Source organism: Sulfitobacter sp. CB2047, assembly GCF_000735125.2.
In the GTDB taxonomy this organism is placed as follows: Bacteria; Pseudomonadota; Alphaproteobacteria; order Rhodobacterales; family Rhodobacteraceae; genus Sulfitobacter; species Sulfitobacter pontiacus.
The window spans coordinates 1,653,622-1,671,455 of sequence record NZ_CP072613.1 but is presented as its reverse complement, the minus strand read 5'-3'; the positions used below and the strand labels follow the sequence as shown (position 1 = coordinate 1,671,455).

Here is a 17,834-nt window from a genome sequence, read left to right as displayed (position 1 = left end):
GCGCTGCCCCTCACACTCCCCGGAGTTTATTTGGCAAAATGAAGCCGTGATCCTAATCGGCGTGTTTTGCAATAAAGGCGACAAGAGCGGCGGTTGAGCCGTCTTTATCGGTCGCAGGTGCCGCGCCCTCGACGATGGGTTGCAAAGAGGTGGCGAGCTCCTTGCCCAGTTCCACACCCCATTGGTCGTAGGAATTGATGCCCAGAATGACGCCTTCCACAAAGACGCGATGTTCATACAGCGCGATGATTTGGCCCAAAGTGAACGGGTCGAGCAGAGGGTAGCTGAGCGTGGTCGACGGGCGGTTGCCGGGGAAGACGCGGTGGCGCGCCTGACGGTCCAGCTCGGCACCGGTCAGACCTTTTGCCGCCATCAGCTCTGACGCTTCTTGCAAGGATCGACCGCGCATCAAAGCTTCGGATTGCGCAAGACAATTGGCGATCAGCAGCTTGTGGTGGTGCGTCAGGTCCGGCTCGTGCCCATTGGCCGCAATCAGGAATTCGCAAGGAATGACGCGGGTGCCTTGGTGGATCAACTGGTAGAACGCGTGCTGCCCGTTGGTGCCCGCAGCCCCCCAGACAACGGGGCCCGTGTGATAGGGCGCGGTGGTGCCATCCATCAGGGTCGACTTGCCGTTGGATTCCATCTCAAGCTGCTGGAGGTAATCAGGCAGTTGCCCCAACCGCTGGTCATAGGGCAGCACGGCGCGGGTGGCATAGCCACAGATCTGATTGTGCCAGATGCCGACCAGGGCCAGCAACATGGGCATGTTCTCGTGAGGGGCGGCCGCGCAGAAGTGACGGTCCATCGCCTGCCCCCCGCGCAAGAACGCATCAAAGGCGCGTGGGCCAATGGCGATCATCAGCGACAGGCCAATGGGCCCCCAGACGGAATAGCGCCCGCCGACCCAGTCTTCGAAGCCAAAGACCTGATCTGCGTCGATGCCGAAATCGCTGGTCTTGTCCTGCGCTGTGCTCAGGGCTGCAAACTGCTTAGCCGGATCGCCGCCATTCTCTGTCATCCACGCACGTGCGGTACGGGCGTTGGTCATCGTCTCGATCGTGGTGAAGGTTTTGGAAGCGACGATTACCAGCGTGGTTTTCGCATCAAGCCCGCGGAGCGTGTCCGAGATATGCGCCCCGTCGACATTCGACACGCAGTGGCAGCGCGGCCCGTCATGATAGGGCGAGAGCGCCTGCACCGCCATCGCGGGCCCAAGATCGGACCCGCCGATCCCGATATTCACCACATCCGTGATATCGCTGCTGCGGATCTGATCCGCGAAACGGCGCATCCGGTCGAGCGTATCATGGACGCCGGGCATCACATCCGCCCCATCCACCATCACCGCCCCGCCATCAAGGTTGCGCAGCGCGGTGTGCAGTACCGCGCGGTCTTCGGTCTCGTTTATCTTTTCGCCTGCGAACATCGCATCGCGGCGCGCGGGCACATCGGCGGCATCGATCAGCGCCAGCAGCGCATCCATCGTATCGCGGTCAAGATTGGTTTTGGAGAAGTCGAACAACATGTCGCCGGTCTGCGCGCTGAACGTCTGGGCGCGATCGGCTGTGTCGAACAACGACAGGATAGAGCGGTCTTGCACCGCCGCCTGCATACGGATCAAATCATCAAATTGCGTCATGGTGCCCAATGTACTGTTGCCTCGTTCAATACTGCGCCGATGGGGGCCTGGAGGGCCGGCAGGCTTTGCGCCCGTTCCACCGCTGCACGTTTTTCATCGCCAAAGATCACAAGATGTTTTGACATGGCGCCTTCCAGCACCCTGCCCGACAGGGTGATGCGCCCGATGTCCTGCCCGTCGACATCGATCGGACAGAGCGCCGGCGCGTCCGCGGCCATCGCCGCCTCCAGCCCGTTTGAACCGGGAAAGAGCGAGGCCGTGTGCATATCCGCGCCCATGCCCAGCAACAGCACCGACAGCGGCAATCGGGATTCGATCTGGGGGGACAGTGTTTCTGCGGCCTCGGCCGAGGTCAGCCCGTCGATGTAGAAAGGGGTGAACGCTGCCTCGGCCGCGCGACCCACCAGCAGGCGATTGCGCAAGAGCCGCGCGTTCGACATCTCGTGGTCGGGGGCGACCCAGCGTTCGTCACCCAGCATGACCTGCACCCGCGACCAATCAAGATTGGCCGCGCTCAGGCTGTCAAAGATCGGCCCCGGGGTTGTTCCGCCCGGCACGGCAAAGCTGACCGTGTCATGGGACAACAGGGCGTTCTTCAGCTCCCCCGCGATCAGATTGGCGAGGTCCATCGCAAGGACTTCGCGGTCGGCATATTCGATCAACCTCATGCAGAATACTCCCGCCATTGGCGCTGGTCACGGCGCATCAGTTCGTTGGCATCTGTCGGGCCGTCGGACCCGCTGTCGTAGGGTTTGGGCACGTCATTGCGCGCTTCCCAGCCCTGGATGATCGGGTCGGTCCAGGCCCAAGCGGCCTCTACCTCGTCGCCGCGCATGAACAGGGTCTGGTTGCCACGGATCACGTCCATGATCAGACGTTCATAGGCGTCTACCTGTTCGGAGCCTTCAGGCCCCAAAGCGTCGGCGAATGTCATATCCAAGGGCACGTCCACCAAACGCATGCCGCCCGGGCCCGGTTCCTTGATCGTTACGCCAAGGGTGATGCCTTCGTTCGGCTGCAACCGGATCGACAGAACATTGCGGTGGCGGCCTGCGTCTTCTGCAAAAATCGAATGGGGCGTTTCCTTGAACACGACCGTGATCTCGGAGGACCGCGCCGCCATGCGTTTGCCGGTGCGCAGATAAAAAGGCGTGCCAGCCCACCGCCAGTTACTGATGTGGGTTTTCAGCGCGACGAAGCTTTCGGTGCGCGAGCGTGGATCCCCCACAGCGGTACGGTAACCGGGTTGTTCGGCCTCGTTGCACGGTTCCGCCTGATATTGACCGCGGGCGATGTGATGCGGCAGCACAGGGTCCAGCGCGCGGATCACCTTGAGCTTTTCATCGCGTACCGCGTCGGGGTCAAACCGCGCGGGCGGCTCCATCGCGATCAGGCACAAAAGCTGCATCAGGTGGTTTTGCACCATATCGCGCATGGCACCCGATTTGTCGTAATATTCGCCCCTGCCCCCGACGCCGACGGTTTCGGCCACGGTGATCTGGATGTGATCGACATATTGGCTGTTCCACAGCGGCTCGAACAGCATGTTGCCAAACCGCACAGCCATCAGGTTTTGCACCGTCTCTTTACCCAGATAGTGATCGATCCGGTAGATCTGGCTTTCGTCGAAATACTTGGCGAGCGTGGCGTTAAGCGCCTGCGCGGTTTTCAGGTCGCGGCCAAAGGGCTTTTCGACGACGATCCGGCTTTGCGCGTCCGCCATGCCCCATTGTTGCAGACGTTCCGCCAGATCACCGAACAACGCAGGCGAGACGGAGAAATAATAGGCCTCTACCCGTTCGGTCCCGGCCATGAGCTTTTGCAGCTCGGCCCAGCCGTCCTCGCCTTTGGCGTCAATCGCGACATATTCCAGCCGGTCGATGAACCCGTCCAGCTGCGCCTTCTCGTGCTCGAAGTCGCCGTTGAATTCGGCAATCGCCTCGCGGATCATCTGCTGGTAGCCCGCGCGGTCCATTTCTGTGCGCGCGGCACCAATGACACGGGGGTTTTCGGGCATCTGCCCCGCACAAAAGCGCCGGAACAAGCCCGGCAGGATCTTGCGGCGCGCCAGATCGCCTGTGCCGCCGAAAATCACCAGATCAAAAGGATCGACCGGAATGACGCGTGATACCATGTGGATGCTCCTTGTCGCGAGGCTACGACGTTTGGGTGCCGAGATGTGATGTTAGCGCAAACATACTGAGATTTCCGTTTTTCACAAGTCTGTGCACCAAATGACACGGGGTTTTATTGCGCATACCATTCGCATAAACAAAGAAAAGTAATTTATACAGGTGAGGTCCGGTTTCCTATGAAAGACGTTGTCGACGCAAATATCGGTAAATTTCAGGATCCTGCCCTGACGGCCAAGGGCGAACCCCGCGCGACTGTCAGCCTGACAAACCCGCAGACGCTGTGGTTCAACACCGGCACCTTATGCAACATTGAATGTGTGAACTGCTATATCGCGTCCAGCCCGACGAATGATGCGCTGGTCTATATCACCGCCGACGAGGTGCGCGATTATCTGGGGCAAATTACACAGCGCAACTGGCCGGTGACAGAGATTGCCTTTACCGGCGGCGAGCCGTTCATGAACCCGCAGATGATCGAGATCACCGAAGCCTCGCTGGCCGCCGGATATGACGTGCTGATCCTGACCAACGCCATGCGCCCGATGATGCGTAAATCGGTGCAAGCGGGGCTGGTGCGCCTGAACGAAGCCTATCCCGGCAAGCTGACATTGCGCATTTCCGTGGATCACTACCGCACCGATCTGCATGACGCAGAGCGCGGCGCGGGCGCGCTGGAAAAGACAGTGACCGGCATGAAATGGCTGCGCGACAATAACATCCGCATGGCCGTTGCAGGGCGGTCGGTCTTTGGCGCGACGGACGAAGACAGCCGCGCCGGATACGGAGCATTTTACGCGGAACATAACTTTGACATCGACCCGCAAGACCCTGGGATGACAGTGCTATTTCCTGAGATGGATGAAACCGTCGAAGTGCCCGAAATCACCACCGCCTGCTGGGGAATTCTGGATAAATCCCCCGACGCGGTGATGTGTTCAAGCTCGCGGATGGTGGTAAAGCGCAAAGGTGCGGCGACCCCTGCCGTGCTGGCCTGCACCCTGCTGCCCTACACCGAAGAGTTCGAGTTGGGCCATTCGCTGGAAGAGGCGGAAAAAGACGTTGCCCTGAACCACCCTCATTGCGCCAAATTCTGCGTCTTGGGCGGGGCAAGCTGTTCGGCCTGACCCCGCGCCCGCACAGCATTAGGGGCGGATGATCGCGCCGACCTTGGGGTCGGCCTCCCCGCGTGCGAGGGTGGCATAGACCTCTTCCGCATCGGCCACGCCGTCATGTACCTGCACCTCCATCCAATCGGATGCGCTGGCCGCGATGCGTTTCCACGCGGCGGTGATCTGCGCCTCGATCTTGCCGGGGCCCCATTCCTCGCGCCGCTTGGCGACCTGTGAGGGCGCAAAGAAGAATTGCGGCTTGGGACCATCCAACGGGGCTGTCGGGGTGAACTGATCCCAATGGCTCAGCCCGACAGCCGAGGAATGTTTCAGCTGATTTTTCAACGTGCTGTGCAGTTTGGCTTTGACCGTACTATTGCCGGACATATCGACATAGACGGATGGGACATGGGCCAGCGCGTCGATCTGGTCGTAGGTCAGCACCGTATCGCAATGCCCCAAACCTTCAACAAACGCGCGATTGCCAGCAGACGTGAGGCCCACGATCTTGACCCCGCGCGCCTCTGCTTCGGCAAGGTAGCTGCACAGGCCCAATCCGGTCTTGGACGATGCGCTGCCCACAATAATCTGCTTGGCACCGAAGAAGTCATTATCCAGCAGCCAGTCGTAGATCAGATACGACGTCGCCAGCAGCGGTTGCAGCAAGGCGCGCAGGTGATCCTCTGATGCGGGGGCGGTTTTGACGGGCGTGTACTGATTATAGATCAAGGGCAGGTTCGCGCGATGTGCCGCCGCATCCACCAGACCCGCCGCGCCTTGTTCAGGCGTGATCACCAGCTCGGATGCCATTGGATAAAAGCCATAAAGCCGCGTGCCGACCTCAAGCACATCTGTGCGGCTTTCGACGACTTTTGCAGTCCCCCACACGGGCACGATGCCCCATCCGTTTTCGGACGTCGGGAAAAACTGCCAATAGCCGATATCGAAACCCGCCGCCGCATAGGTCACATTGTTCGATGTCACCGCGAAGTTTTCGATCGCAAGACGCGCCTGCCCCGGTGCCAGCGGCTCTCCCTCCGCCTCGAGCATGCGGGTTTCGGTGATTGCGTTTTGATTGACCAATATCTGTTGCACGTAGATGCCTCCCCCTCGTTTTGCTTTAGCCTACCCCAAACGCGCGGGCTTGAACCACCAATTGACATTGACGTTACGCCACAAAAATCACGCCGGATTTAGTATCATTACATTTCAACAACTTAGCTTGATGAGCAAGTGAATCCCCGCCTGCCAAGGCCGCAGGCATTGCACCCGATATGCCCCGTCTGCTATACAAAACCGCAAGATATAGAACCAGCAAGAGCTAGGCAGATTACGTGAACGACACGCCAGAAACCCCTGAAAACGATGACGAAATCCCGGCTACGCGCCCCGTGTATGATGGCCCGTCGGTCAATATCGAACACGAGATGCGGACATCCTATTTGGATTACGCCATGTCGGTCATCGTTTCGCGCGCCATTCCCGACCTGCGAGACGGGCTGAAACCGGTTCACCGCCGCATCATCTATTCGATGTATGAAAAAGGCATCACCCACGAAAAAGCCTACCGCAAGTCGGCAAAGTCCGTGGGCGACGTGATGGGTTCCTATCACCCGCATGGGGACAGCGCGATCTATGACGCTCTGGTCCGCATGGCGCAGGACTTCTCTATGTCGCTGCCGCTGATTGACGGGCAGGGTAACTTTGGATCGATGGACGGCGATAGCGCTGCGGCGATGCGTTATACGGAATCCCGCCTTGATAAGGTCGCGTCCTTCATGACCGGCGATCTGGACAAGGAAACCGTTGATTTCATCGACAACTACGATGGCAAAGAACGCGAACCTACTGTTTTGCCTGCACGTTTCCCGAACATGCTGGTCAATGGCGCGGGCGGTATCGCCGTTGGTATGGCGACGAACATCCCGCCGCATAACTTGGGTGAAGTGATCGACGCCTGTCAGGCCCTGATCGAGAACCCCGATCTGACCTCGGAAGAGCTGATCGAATATATCCCCGGCCCCGACTTCCCCACCGGCGGGATCATGCTGGGCCGATCGGGCGCGCGCAAAGCCTATCTTGAGGGGCGCGGCAGTGTGATCATGCGGGCCAAGACCCGTGTCGAAGAGATTCGTAAAGACCGTTTCGCCATCGTCATCGACGAGATTTGCTATCAGGTGAACAAATCCACCATGATCGAAAAGATTGCCGAGCAGGTGCGCGAGAAGAAGATCGACGGCATCGCCCATGTTCAGGATGAATCTGACCGCAACGGCGTGCGGGTTGTGATCGAGCTGAAGCGCGACGCGACGGCCGAAGTGGTGATGAACCAGCTTTACCGTTTCACCCCGATGCAGACCTATTTCGGCTGTAACATGCTGGCGCTCAACGGCGGCCGGCCCGAACAGCTGACGCTGCGCAAGTTCCTGACATCCTTCATCGATTTCCGCGAAGATGTCGTCGCCCGCCGCACCGCCTATCTGCTGCGCAAGGCGCGTGAACGCAGCCACATCCTGTGTGGTCTGGCCGTGGCTGTTACCAATATCGACGAGGTCGTCGCGACGATCCGGTCCTCCGCCGATGCCGCGGAAGCGCGTGAAAAGCTGATGACCCGCCGTTGGCCCGCGGAACAGATCCTGCAATATATCGCATTGATCGACGATCCGACACATACCGCCAATGACGACGGCACCTATAACCTGTCCGAAGCACAGGCCCGCGCCATTCTGGAACTGCGTTTGCAGCGTCTGACGCAGATCGGGGTGAAAGAGGTCACCGACGAGCTGGAAGAACTGGCCAAGAAGATCAAGGAATACCTTGAAATTCTGGGCAGCCGCGAACGGATCATGGGCATCATCTCGGACGAGCTGGCCGAAGTGAAAGACCAGTTTGCCGTGCCGCGCCGCACAGAGATCGTCGACTGGTCCGGCGACATGGACGATGAAGATCTGATCGCGCGCGAGGATATGGTCGTGACCGTAACCTCCGGCGGCTATATCAAGCGCACCCCGCTGGTCGATTTCCGCAGTCAACGCCGCGGCGGCAAAGGTGTTTCGGGCATGCAAACGAAGGAAGAGGACGTCGTCACCACCCTCTTCGTTGCCAATACCCACACGCAACTGCTGTTCTTTACGACCGACGGCATGGTCTACAAGCTCAAGACCTGGCGCTTGCCTCAAGGCGGGCGCACGTCAAAGGGCAAGGCGATCGTTAATATCCTGCCCATCCCGACCGGCGTTTCCATTGCGGCGATTATGCCCGTGGACCGCGACGAAAAAGAATGGGACGATCTGCAGGTGGTCTTTGCGACATCTGCCGGTACCGTGCGCCGGAACAAGCTGTCGGATTTCACCAACGTCATGCGCAACGGCAAGATCGCCATGAAGTTCGAGGACGACCACGCCGACACCACGCTGATCAACGCACGCATCGCGTCGAATGATGATGATGTCATGCTGGTGACCAATTCGGGCCGCGCGATCCGCTTCCCTGCGACGGATGTGCGCGTCTTTAACAGCCGCGCCTCTGTCGGGGTGCGTGGGATCAAGCTGAACGGCGATGACAAGGTCGTCTCCATGTCGATCATCCGTCACTTCGACGCCAGCTCGGAAGAGCGGACGGCCTACCTCAAGATGCGCCGCGCGATGGCCGGTCTGGCCGATGATGCGGAAGGCGACGAAGACGAAGCCCCCGCCGATCCGAATTTCTCCCAAGAGCGCTACGCCGAAATGTCCGCGGCCGAGAACCTGCTGCTGACAATCACCGAAAAAGGCGCGGGCAAACTGTCCTCCAGCCACGACTATCCCGTGCGCGGGCGTGGTGGCCTGGGCGTGACCGCGATGGACAAAGCGATGCGCGGTGGCGATATCGTCGCCTCCTTCCCTGTCGAGATGGATGATCAGATCATGCTCGCGACCTCTAAAGGGCAATCGATTCGCGTCCCGGTAGAGGGTATTTCCTTCCGGTCGCGCAGTGCCGGTGGCGTCAAAGTCTTTGACACCGGCCGCGGCGAAGTTGTGGTAAGCGTTGCCTGGATTGCAGACCAAGGTGATGAAACCGGCGACGACGAGATCGCAACGCCTGAAGCGTAAGTCGCCCACCAGAATGCTCAAAGCCGCCCCTCTTCCTGAGTGGGCGGCTTTTTTCCTTTGCGCGCTACGGATTGCAAACCCATAAAAAAACGCCCCCGAGGGGGCGTTTTCGAAACTCTCAGATCGTCAGATCTGTATTGCTTACGTACCGTTGGAACCGTTTGTGCCGTTTGCGTCGTCATCGTTGCTTGCGATAACTGCAACTGCAACGATAACCGCTGCGATACCACCGGCTGCGGCGGGGCTCAGGCCCTCAAAGCCAACGCCACCAGCGGCGCTTGGATCGATGCAACGACGTGCAATGATGCCATCGATTTCGGTAGGTGCTTGGCAAGCGTAGGTAACGCCGTTTTCGCCAACAACTGTGGTTGGGTAGCCGGCAACGCCGGAATCACCACCAACAGCGGCTTGGGTTGTAACTTGGGCGGAAGCTGCGCCGGCAGTCATCAAAAGCGCGGCGGCAAATGCTGTGAAGCGTGTCATAATAATTTCTCCAGTTTGCGAAGGTCAAAAATCTTGATCCTCATATCGCATATTTCAGGCGCAATAGCAAACTTGATATTGACGCTAGGGTCATCAGATCAAGTAAATGCAATTCAATCGACCGTTTTCGGGCTCGGCCAGACTATAATGCATATAGAGTGCTGAATTTCTCCGTCAAATAGGAAAGCAAGGGGGCCTCGCTCGGCTGCTCCCCGGTGGCGCGCGTGATCAAATCCCGCGGGGCGTAAAGCCCGCCGTGGCGTTGGACATTCTCGCGCAGCCAGCCCGTCGCCTCAGAGGTATCGCCCTGCGCCAATTGCGCATCCAGTTCCGGTACATCGCGGCGCAGCGCCGTATTCAGGCACCCGGCATAGACATTGCCCAAGGAATATGTCGGGAAATAGCCGAACAACCCGACCGACCAATGTACATCTTGCAGCACGCCATTCGAGGGCCGGTCAACCGCATAGCCGAAATCAGCCTCGAACCTGTCGTTCCACGCGGCTTCCAGATCATCGACCTGCAGATCACCGGCCATCAAAGCGCGCTCCAGATCAAACCGCAAAAGCACGTGCAAATTGTATTGCAGCTCGTCGGCCTCGGTCCGGATATAGCCGTCAGAGACACGGTTCACGATGCGGTAGAAGGTTTCTTCATCCGCTACGCCAAAATCACCGAAGGCGTCGCGCATCTGACCGTACAACCAGCCGGTAAAGGCACGGCTGCGCCCAAGCTGGTTTTCATAGATCCGGCTTTGACTTTCGTGCACCCCCATAGACACCCCCGCCCCAAGCGGCGTCAAAAGGTAGTCCCTGTCGATGCCCTGCTCATAGCAGGCATGCCCGACCTCGTGGATGGTGGAATAGAAACAGTTGAACGGGTCCAGCTCGTTGGTGCGTGTGGTGATCCGCACATCAAGCCCGGACCCGCTTGAGAACGGATGCACGGCCTTGTCGACACGCCCCATGGACATATCATAGCCGAAGGTGGTGGCGAGCTGGCGTGTCAGCTTCATCTGGGTCTCCGCGTCAAAACGGCCCTCTAGCACCGGCGGTGCTTCGGCGGCGCGCACAGCTTCACGCAGGCGCGTCAGCTCGGGGCGCAATGCGCCGAACATCGCCTCCAGCTCGGCAGCACGCGCACCGGGTTCATAATCATCCAGCATCGCGTCATAGACATCGCCGCCAGCAGCCAGCGCCTGCCCTTCTTCGCGCTTCAACGCGATCACCTCGGCCAGGGTCGGGGCAAAGGCCGCGACATCATCGGCGGCGCGCGCCTCGGCCCAGATGCCCTGCGCCTCCGAGGTGACCCGAGCGATGCGCGCGGCAAGGGCGGCGGGCACTTTAGAGCTGCGCGCGTGACTGCGACGGATGTCACGCAGCTGCGCTTGTCCGACGGGGTTCAGCGCCGATTCGTCGATCCTGTCCAGCCATTCGGGAATGCGCGGATCAACACGGCGCGCATGAAGCACGCCTTCCATTGCCGCCATCTCCTCACCACGCTGCGGGGCGGCCCCGCGTGGCATGACGGTCTCCTGATCCCAACCCAACCGGCCTGCGACCTGTGCCAGCGCCTCGGTTTCGCGCTGGAACGCCATCAGCTCATCAAAAGCACTCATCAGGATTTACCTCGTACAGATGTCGGAATGGGATAAGCGCTCAGGAAGCGGGCGCGCAGGATCAGCACCCACAGCACCACGGCAAGCACCTGATGGAAGATCGCGATATGTACCGGTGCGGCGTTGATCACGGTCACAATGCCCAAGGCAATCTGCCCCAGCATCGCGATCATCATCAGGTTAAACGCTTTGCGCGTATTGGGATGCGCCGACTTACGGCCCCGCAGCCAGACCACGATAGCAAAGGCAAACAGCAGATAGCCCGCCATGCGGTGCATGAACTGCACCAGCCCGGGGTTTTCAAAGAAGTTACGCCAGACCGGCGTGATGCTGAAGGCGTCAGGCGGAAAGAACTGCCCCTGCATCAGCGGCCAATCGACAAAGAACCGCCCCGCATCGATCCCCGCGACCAGCGCGCCCAATAGGATCTGCAGGAAGGCAAAGTGCAACAGGCCCGTGGACATGCCGAAAAGCTTTGCCTCCTTGGCGCGTCGCGCCTGCATCAGGTCACGCTCGCTCCGGCCCAAGAGCAACGCATACCAGGTGATGAACCCGAGGATGACAAAGGCAAGCCCCAGATGCGTGGCCAAACGGTAGCTGGCAACATCCAGAACCGCCTCTCCGGTGGTGACGCCCGACGACACCATCCACCAGCCGATCGCACCCTGCAGACCGCCAAGACCGCCCAACACCAGCAAACGCCCGGACCAGCCAACGGGGATCTGGCGACGCAAGAGAAACCACAAGAACCCGACAGCCCAGACCAGACCAATCACCCGACCCAACTGCCGATGGCCCCATTCCCACCAGTAGATTGCTTTGAAATCAGACAGTTCCATCCAGGAGTTCTGGACCTGAAACTCGTCAATCTCTTGGTATTTGGCGAATTCCGACTGCCAGTCCGCCTCGTTCATCGGCGGCATGGCTCCGGTAAAAGGCTTCCATTCGGTGATGCTCAGGCCACTGTCGGTCAATCGGGTCAGACCGCCCACGGCGATCATCACAAAGACCAATGCGAATAGGATGAACAGCCAGATACGGATGCCACGGCGTGCCCCACCCCGCCCGCGGTCAATGCCGCCAGCCTGTGCCACGGGGCGCGTGGCCTGCGCCTCGCCTACGTCCTCGAACAGCTTTCGTTTTTCGGCCATGGTGCCTCTCGTCTGCTAGGGTTTGTGCAGAAGTAGGACACAAGCGCACAAAGGTCTAGCCGCGCTCTTTCCAACGTACCATCTGTCGCAGGGTGCCGTGCAAGGTCTGCACATCGGCACGGGTCAGCGGCAGGCGCGACCACATGTTGCGCAGATTGATCTTCATGCTGGCGGCCTTGTGCTCGGGGTAGAAAAAGCCGGCGGTGTCCAGACGGTCCTCGAAATGCCGTGCGAGATGTTCGATCTCGCTGTTGTCGGCCCAGTCGGTGCCCGCCATCTCGACTTGTTCGGCCACGACGTCGCCCTGCGCGCGCATCCACTCATAGCCCATCAACAACACACATTGCGCAAGGTTAAGCGAGGCAAAGGCAGGGTTTACCGGCACCGAGACAATCGCATTCGCGCGGCTGATATCGTCATTCTCAAGCCCAGCCCGTTCCGGCCCGAACAGCACCGAGACACGGCGGCCCTCGCGGATCATCTGCGCGGCTTTGGCCATAGCCGCTTCAGGACTATAAACTGGCTTGGTCAGATCTCGATCGCGCGCCGTGGTGGCAAAAACAAAGGCAGCATCGCCCACAGCACCGGCGACATCATCATAGATCACCGCCTCATCCAGCAACCGCCCCGCACCAGATGCCATAGCAACGGCCGAAGGGTTCGGCCAGCCGTCACGCGGCGCGACAATGCGCATGCGATCAAGACCAAAGTTCCACATGGCCCGAGCGGCGGCACCGATGTTTTCGCCCATCTGCGGGCGCACAAGCACAAAGGCCGGGATCTGCGGGTGTTCTACTGTATCATTCATGGGCACCTCATACGCGCGCGGCGCGCACCTCGCAAGAACGACGGGGCGCTCCGCGCGCCTTCCAAATGGGAAAAAATCCTCGCCGAAGGCATAAAAGTTTTTCTTTCCCCGCGTGATCCGCTAATTGACGCGCAATAACGCAAAGGACAGCAAGCCATGGATACGCCCGAACAGCCGCAGCTTTACCTGATTACCCCGCCCGAGCTTGAACTCTCCAGCTTTCCCGACCAGCTGGCGCGTGTGCTGGATGCGCATGATGTGGCCTGCGTGCGTCTGGCGCTCAGCACCCGCGACGAAGATCGCGTGATGCGCGCGGCGGATGCGCTGCGGGGCGTCACCGACGCGCGTGACATAGCGCTGGTGATTGCGGATCACACCTTGCTGGCGGAACGGTTGGGGCTTGATGGCGTGCATCTGTCGGATGCGGCACGCTCCGTGCGTCATGCGCGCAAGACCTTGGGCGATGACGCCATTGTCGGCAGCTTTTGCAACGGCTCGCGTCACGACGGCATGGCCGCAGGCGAAGCGGGTGCGGATTACATCAGCTTTGGTCCGGTGAACGCGTCCCTGCTTGACGATGGCACCCACGCCGAACAAGACCTGTTCCAGTGGTGGTCCGAAGTGATCGAAGTGCCGGTCGTCGCCGAAGGGGGGCTCAACACCGATCTGATCCGCGCGCTCACCCCCGTTACCGACTTTTTCGGCATCGGGGATGAAATCTGGACCAGCGAAACACCCGAACATGCGCTCGCCGATCTGATTGCCGCGATGAAGTAACCGCGCAGGGCGGGTGTTACAAGAACACCCGCTCTACGAACCAATAGGCCCCGATGACCGCAATTGCGACCGACGCCGGTATGGCGACAAAGCGACGGTAGGGTGCCGCGACCTGACGGAACTGCACCGACAGGAAACACCCGGTAAAGACCAGCGCCAGCGGGATCAGGAACACCGGCACCGGTGCCTCCAGCAGCGCGGCCACGGCGGGCATCGGCACGATGCACAGCGCCAGCGCAATCACCGTCAGCGCCACATAAAGCCCCTTGGCCGCACGCGGGTCACCCTGCCCGCGCATCACCCGCAGCGCCTGCCAGACACAGAGGAACATGACGGCAATCACGGTGAGCTGCCCGATCTCTACCCCGATGTTGAACCCGATGAGCGCAGGGATGAACTGGTCTTGCGGCAAGCCGAATTCCCCCAGCACCGAGGCAAAACCAAGCCCGTGCAACAGACCGAAGCCAAAGATCACCAGCGGTCTCCACGGGCTGAGCCCTGCAAGAAAGATATTCTCGACCGCGACATAGACGATAGAGGCAGCGATCAACGGCTCGACAATGCTGCCGGGGACAGTCACCCAGCCAAGCGCGCCAAGCGCCAATGTCACCGTATGCGCTGCGGTAAACGCCGTAACCTGCCAGATCAGCGGGCGCAGATGCGTCGACAGGAAAAACAGCCCCAGCACGAACAGGATATGATCCAGCCCCTTGGGCAGGATGTGATCGAACCCGACGGGAATATAGCTGGTAAAGGCCTCCCACGCGGATTGCTGTCCGCCGCCCGCAAGCAAAATTTCGGGGCTTACCGCGCCACCGTCCAGATAACCGGTATAGGGGTTTTCGACCCCTTGTTGGCGCAGAACCAGCGCGCCCGACCCATCGGGCCATGACACCACCAGCCCGCGCGTGTCTTGCGGCACCGTTCCTCGCAGCGACCATTCGGCGATACGGGGCAGCTCTGGGTTCACGTCTTCGGGAAGCGTCAGCGCGACTGCCTCCAGCGCCACAGGCTCCCCATCGGCGCGCAGCAGCGGTAGCGCGTTCCACTGGGCCAGCAATTCCGGCGCACGGGCCGCGACCTCATCTGCGGGCAAGGCACGCAAGCTGTCGTAATCGCTGGCATTTTCGGCATCATTCGTATCGGCTACCGCGTCCAGATCAATGCCGGACATCAGCGCCTCTAGGTTCACGCGCAGATCAAGCGTGACCTGACCGTCGCTGCTTTGCACATCGGCGATGGTCGGCACGACTTCATGCGCCTGCGCGAGCCCTGCCATCCCACTTGACAAAACCAGCGCATAGGCCAGCTTGAGTATCAGTTTATAAAAGGTTGTTGTCATGTTTCTGTCCCGTTTCGTACTCGTACTATCATTCTTATTACCAGCTTCGGCTGTCACTGCGCATGAATTCTGGTTGGACGCGCCCGCGTATCAAGTACAGACCGGCACCGAAATAACAACCGACATCCGCAACGGTGAGTTGTTTGAGGGCACACGCCTCGCCTATTTCCCGAACAGCACCGAACGGTTTGACGTGACTTTTGACGGGGAAACCACACCGGTCACAGCGCGCATGGGCGATATCCCGGCGCTGAAGATGACCGCGCCGGATCAGGACGGGCTGGCAATCGTCGCGCATCAGGCCAAGGCGACAATGCTGACCTATAAAGACTGGCAAACATTCGTCGGATTTACCGTGCATAAGGATTTCATGCAGGCATTGGCCGAGCACCGCTCCAAGGGCTACCCCCAGGACAAGGTCCGCGAACGCTATAGCCGCTATTCCAAGGCGCTGATCGCTGTCGGCGACGGACAAGGTGAAGACAAAGCCTTGGGGCTTGAAACCGAACTTGTCGCGCTCACCAACCCCTACACGCTTGCGGCCGATCAGCAGATGGAGGTCGCGTTGACCTACCAGCAAGAGCCGCGCCGCGATGTGCAGGTTGAAGTCTATGAACGCGACGCTGACAAGAACGTCACCGTGACCAAATACCGGACGGATGACGCGGGGCACGTCCAATTTCCGGTTACCGCGGGGATGACCTATCTGGTGGATGCCGTGGTGCTGCGCCCTGCCCCGGACGTGGAAACCACCCCCACCAGCCCCCAATGGGAGAGCCTTTGGGCATCGCTGACATTTGCCCTGCCGGAATAGGCCTTTTCGCGCCGCCGCGCCTTGCGCCCGCCATATCGGTTGGGCCATACCGGCGGCATGACACATACACCTGACATTCTCTGCATCGGTTCCGTGCTTTGGGACATTATCGGCCGTGGCGATACGGTCATGCGGCAGGGCTCTGATATGCCCGGACGCATCTCGCGTCTGCCCGGTGGCGTTGCGCTGAATATCGCGATGGCGCTGGCCCGCTTTGGGCTGTCTCCCGCCCTCATCAGCGCCGTCGGCCGCGACCCCGAAGGGGACGAGCTGATCGCCGCGTGCAAGCTGCGCGGGCTGCATACGGATCATGTGTACCGCTCGGATGATCTGCCCACGGACCGCTATATGGCGGTCGAGGGCACCAACGGCCTGATCGCCGCCATTGCCGATGCCCATTCGCTTGAGGCTGCGGGCGATAAAATCTTGCGCCCGTTCGAAGACGGATCGCTGCCCACTCCCTACCGCGGGGCCGTGGCGCTGGATGGCAATCTGACGCTGGACCTGCTGTCGCAAATGGCGCGTAGCCCGCTGCTTGAGCATGCCGATCTGCGCGTCGCCCCTGCGTCGCCGGGCAAGGCGCAACGGCTCACACCGTTTTTGCAGGCGGAACGCGGCACGCTTTACGTCAACCTCGAAGAAGCGGGTCTGCTGTGTCAGGCGACATTCGACAATTCGCGCGATGCGGCCACGGCGCTGCTGTCCCGCGGTGCCGTTCGCGCGGTGGTGACCGATGGCGGCAATCCCGCGACGGTGGGTGCGCCAAGTGGTCTGATCACCCAGAACCCGCCGCCCGTCTCTGTCACCCGCGTCACCGGTGCCGGTGACACGTTCATGGCTGCCCATATCGCGGCTGAAATCAAAGGGGCGGCACCAGACGCGGCCCTGACCCAAGCGCTTAGTGCCGCTGCCCAATATGTTTCTGGAGAGACCAAAATATGATTCCCCTGCACCGCTCTGCCGAAGTCGCCAAAGCCCATGCGAATGGCACCCCCGTTGTTGCGCTGGAAAGCACGATCATTACCCACGGGATGCCCTATCCGCAAAACCTCGAGGTCGCGCGTCAGGTCGAGGCAGATGTGCGTGAGGGCGGTGCGATCCCCGCCACCATCGCTGTGATCGACGGGCGGTTGCACATCGGGCTGGAAGACGACGAGCTTACGGCATTGGCGCAGGCCAAGAATGTCGCCAAACTGTCGCGCGCCGATATGGCGGCCTGCATCGCCACGGGCGGCACCGGCGCCACAACGGTTGCCGCGACGATGATCGCCGCCCATCTGGCCGAGATCGCGGTTTTCGCCACCGGCGGTATCGGCGGCGTGCATAAGGGCGCAGAAGACAGCTTTGATATCTCTGCCGACCTGATGGAGCTTGCCCAAACGCCGGTGACCGTTGTCGCCGCGGGGGCCAAGGCCATTCTGGATGTGGCCAAAACGCTCGAGGTGCTGGAAACGCAAGGCGTGCCGGTGATCACCGTCGGCCAAGACAGCTTCCCCGCGTTCTGGAGCAGCACCTCCCCGCTGAAATCGCCCCTGCGCATGGATAACGCGACTGATATCGCCGCCGCCCATAAAATGCGCGGCCACATGGGTCTGCCCGGGGGGCAGCTGGTCGCCAACCCGATCCCGAAAGAGGATGAAATCGCCGCCGCTGATCTGGCACCCATCATCAAGGCCGCCCAAGCCGATGCCAATACCCACGGCATCAGCGGTAAGGCCGTGACCCCCTATCTATTGCAGCGCATCTTCGAACTGACCGAAGGCCGGTCGCTGACCGCGAACATCGCATTGGTGCGCAACAACGCCCGTTTTGCGTCCAAAATTGCGGCTGCACTTATGTCAAAAGACCATAAAGCTTAATTATT

Annotated in this window: 15 protein-coding genes; 6 read left to right on the top strand and 9 right to left on the bottom strand. The window is 60.4% G+C overall.

The window, feature by feature from the left end; translation table 11 throughout:
• Window positions 1-52: 52 nt before the first annotated feature.
• The 3 genes from pgi to zwf are packed head-to-tail and all read right to left on the bottom strand — an operon-like array spanning window position 53 to window position 3,776.
• Window positions 53-1,642 carry a glucose-6-phosphate isomerase gene (gene pgi, locus IV89_RS08215; RefSeq protein ID WP_037944365.1) on the bottom strand — a complete coding sequence of 530 codons (1,590 nt, stop codon included), beginning with the start codon at window positions 1,640-1,642 and terminating at the stop codon, window positions 53-55.
• Window positions 1,639-2,310, bottom strand: coding sequence for a 6-phosphogluconolactonase (gene pgl, locus IV89_RS08210; protein ID WP_037944366.1), 672 nt, complete (start codon window positions 2,308-2,310; stop codon window positions 1,639-1,641). The genes pgi and pgl overlap by 4 nt, the downstream gene beginning before the upstream one ends.
• A complete protein-coding gene (gene zwf, locus IV89_RS08205; RefSeq protein ID WP_037944367.1) occupies window positions 2,307-3,776 on the bottom strand; it encodes a glucose-6-phosphate dehydrogenase in 1,470 nt (489 codons plus the stop codon). The genes pgl and zwf overlap by 4 nt, the downstream gene beginning before the upstream one ends.
• A gap of 177 nt (window positions 3,777-3,953) precedes the next feature.
• Here zwf and IV89_RS08200 point away from each other — a divergent pair, with 177 nt between their 5' ends.
• Complete coding sequence (locus IV89_RS08200; protein WP_037944368.1) at window positions 3,954-4,901, top strand: radical SAM protein; 948 nt, start codon at window positions 3,954-3,956, stop codon at window positions 4,899-4,901.
• Between the two features lie 18 nt (window positions 4,902-4,919).
• Here IV89_RS08200 and IV89_RS08195 read toward each other — a convergent pair whose 3' ends face one another.
• On the bottom strand, window positions 4,920-5,981 hold the full coding sequence (locus IV89_RS08195; RefSeq protein ID WP_037944369.1) for a DUF2855 family protein: 1,062 nt from the start codon (window positions 5,979-5,981) through the stop codon (window positions 4,920-4,922).
• 239 nt (window positions 5,982-6,220) lie between these two features.
• On the opposite strand from IV89_RS08195, the gene gyrA reads away from it, so the two are divergent.
• Complete coding sequence (gene gyrA, locus IV89_RS08190) at window positions 6,221-8,977, top strand: DNA gyrase subunit A (protein WP_037944370.1); 2,757 nt, start codon at window positions 6,221-6,223, stop codon at window positions 8,975-8,977.
• A 141-nt stretch (window positions 8,978-9,118) separates the two neighbouring features.
• Here gyrA and IV89_RS08185 read toward each other — a convergent pair whose 3' ends face one another.
• The 4 genes from IV89_RS08185 to IV89_RS08170 form a co-directional block, all read right to left on the bottom strand.
• A complete protein-coding gene (locus tag IV89_RS08185; RefSeq protein WP_037944371.1) occupies window positions 9,119-9,460 on the bottom strand; it encodes a hypothetical protein in 342 nt (113 codons plus the stop codon).
• 142 nt (window positions 9,461-9,602) lie between these two features.
• The gene (locus IV89_RS08180; protein WP_037944372.1) at window positions 9,603-11,078 is read right to left on the bottom strand and encodes a carboxypeptidase M32; all 1,476 of its coding nucleotides are present in this window, start codon (window positions 11,076-11,078) and stop codon (window positions 9,603-9,605) included.
• Window positions 11,078-12,229, bottom strand: coding sequence for a heme A synthase (ctaA, locus tag IV89_RS08175; protein WP_037944373.1), 1,152 nt, complete (start codon window positions 12,227-12,229; stop codon window positions 11,078-11,080). The genes IV89_RS08180 and ctaA overlap by 1 nt, the downstream gene beginning before the upstream one ends.
• A 55-nt stretch (window positions 12,230-12,284) precedes the next feature.
• On the bottom strand, window positions 12,285-13,037 hold the full coding sequence (locus IV89_RS08170; protein WP_037944374.1) for an RNA methyltransferase: 753 nt from the start codon (window positions 13,035-13,037) through the stop codon (window positions 12,285-12,287).
• A 156-nt stretch (window positions 13,038-13,193) separates the two neighbouring features.
• On the opposite strand from IV89_RS08170, the gene IV89_RS08165 reads away from it, so the two are divergent.
• Window positions 13,194-13,814, top strand: coding sequence for a thiamine phosphate synthase (locus IV89_RS08165; RefSeq protein ID WP_037944375.1), 621 nt, complete (start codon window positions 13,194-13,196; stop codon window positions 13,812-13,814).
• 16 nt (window positions 13,815-13,830) lie between these two features.
• On the opposite strand, the gene IV89_RS08160 is transcribed toward IV89_RS08165, so the two are convergent.
• Window positions 13,831-15,156: a HupE/UreJ family protein gene (locus IV89_RS08160; RefSeq protein WP_037944376.1), complete on the bottom strand. Its 1,326-nt coding sequence runs from the start codon at window positions 15,154-15,156 to the stop codon at window positions 13,831-13,833.
• Between IV89_RS08160 and IV89_RS08155 the strand changes: the two genes are divergently transcribed.
• From IV89_RS08155 to IV89_RS08145, 3 genes are read left to right on the top strand one after another with little or no spacing between them, the layout of a single operon-like run.
• Window positions 15,155-15,970, top strand: a complete 816-nt coding sequence (locus IV89_RS08155) for a DUF4198 domain-containing protein (RefSeq protein ID WP_037944377.1) — start codon at window positions 15,155-15,157, stop codon at window positions 15,968-15,970. The two genes, IV89_RS08160 and IV89_RS08155, sit on opposite strands and share 2 nt — an antisense overlap.
• A 57-nt stretch (window positions 15,971-16,027) precedes the next feature.
• Entirely contained in the window at window positions 16,028-16,912 is an 885-nt protein-coding gene (locus IV89_RS08150; protein WP_037944378.1) for a PfkB family carbohydrate kinase, read from the top strand.
• Window positions 16,909-17,829: a pseudouridine-5'-phosphate glycosidase gene (locus IV89_RS08145; protein WP_037944379.1), complete on the top strand. Its 921-nt coding sequence runs from the start codon at window positions 16,909-16,911 to the stop codon at window positions 17,827-17,829. The genes IV89_RS08150 and IV89_RS08145 overlap by 4 nt, the downstream gene beginning before the upstream one ends.
• Window positions 17,830-17,834 lie beyond the last annotated feature (5 nt).

Excerpts from the sequence above, each read along its gene's own strand:
- IV89_RS08180 (WP_037944372.1), bottom strand. The coding sequence starts at position 11,078 with ATGAGTGCTTTTGATGAGCTGATGGCGTTCCAGCGCGAAACCGAGGCG.
- IV89_RS08170 (WP_037944374.1), bottom strand. The coding sequence starts at position 13,037 with ATGAATGATACAGTAGAACACCCGCAGATCCCGGCCTTTGTGCTTGTG.
- pgi (WP_037944365.1), bottom strand. The coding sequence starts at position 1,642 with ATGACGCAATTTGATGATTTGATCCGTATGCAGGCGGCGGTGCAAGAC.
- ctaA (WP_037944373.1), bottom strand. The coding sequence starts at position 12,229 with ATGGCCGAAAAACGAAAGCTGTTCGAGGACGTAGGCGAGGCGCAGGCC.
- IV89_RS08165 (WP_037944375.1), top strand. The coding sequence starts at position 13,194 with ATGGATACGCCCGAACAGCCGCAGCTTTACCTGATTACCCCGCCCGAG.
- pgl (WP_037944366.1), bottom strand. The coding sequence starts at position 2,310 with ATGAGGTTGATCGAATATGCCGACCGCGAAGTCCTTGCGATGGACCTC.
- IV89_RS08145 (WP_037944379.1), top strand. The coding sequence starts at position 16,909 with ATGATTCCCCTGCACCGCTCTGCCGAAGTCGCCAAAGCCCATGCGAAT.
- zwf (WP_037944367.1), bottom strand. The coding sequence starts at position 3,776 with ATGGTATCACGCGTCATTCCGGTCGATCCTTTTGATCTGGTGATTTTC.
- IV89_RS08185 (WP_037944371.1), bottom strand. The coding sequence starts at position 9,460 with ATGACACGCTTCACAGCATTTGCCGCCGCGCTTTTGATGACTGCCGGC.
- IV89_RS08150 (WP_037944378.1), top strand. The coding sequence starts at position 16,028 with ATGACACATACACCTGACATTCTCTGCATCGGTTCCGTGCTTTGGGAC.
- IV89_RS08200 (WP_037944368.1), top strand. The coding sequence starts at position 3,954 with ATGAAAGACGTTGTCGACGCAAATATCGGTAAATTTCAGGATCCTGCC.
- IV89_RS08160 (WP_037944376.1), bottom strand. The coding sequence starts at position 15,156 with ATGACAACAACCTTTTATAAACTGATACTCAAGCTGGCCTATGCGCTG.
- IV89_RS08155 (WP_037944377.1), top strand. The coding sequence starts at position 15,155 with ATGTTTCTGTCCCGTTTCGTACTCGTACTATCATTCTTATTACCAGCT.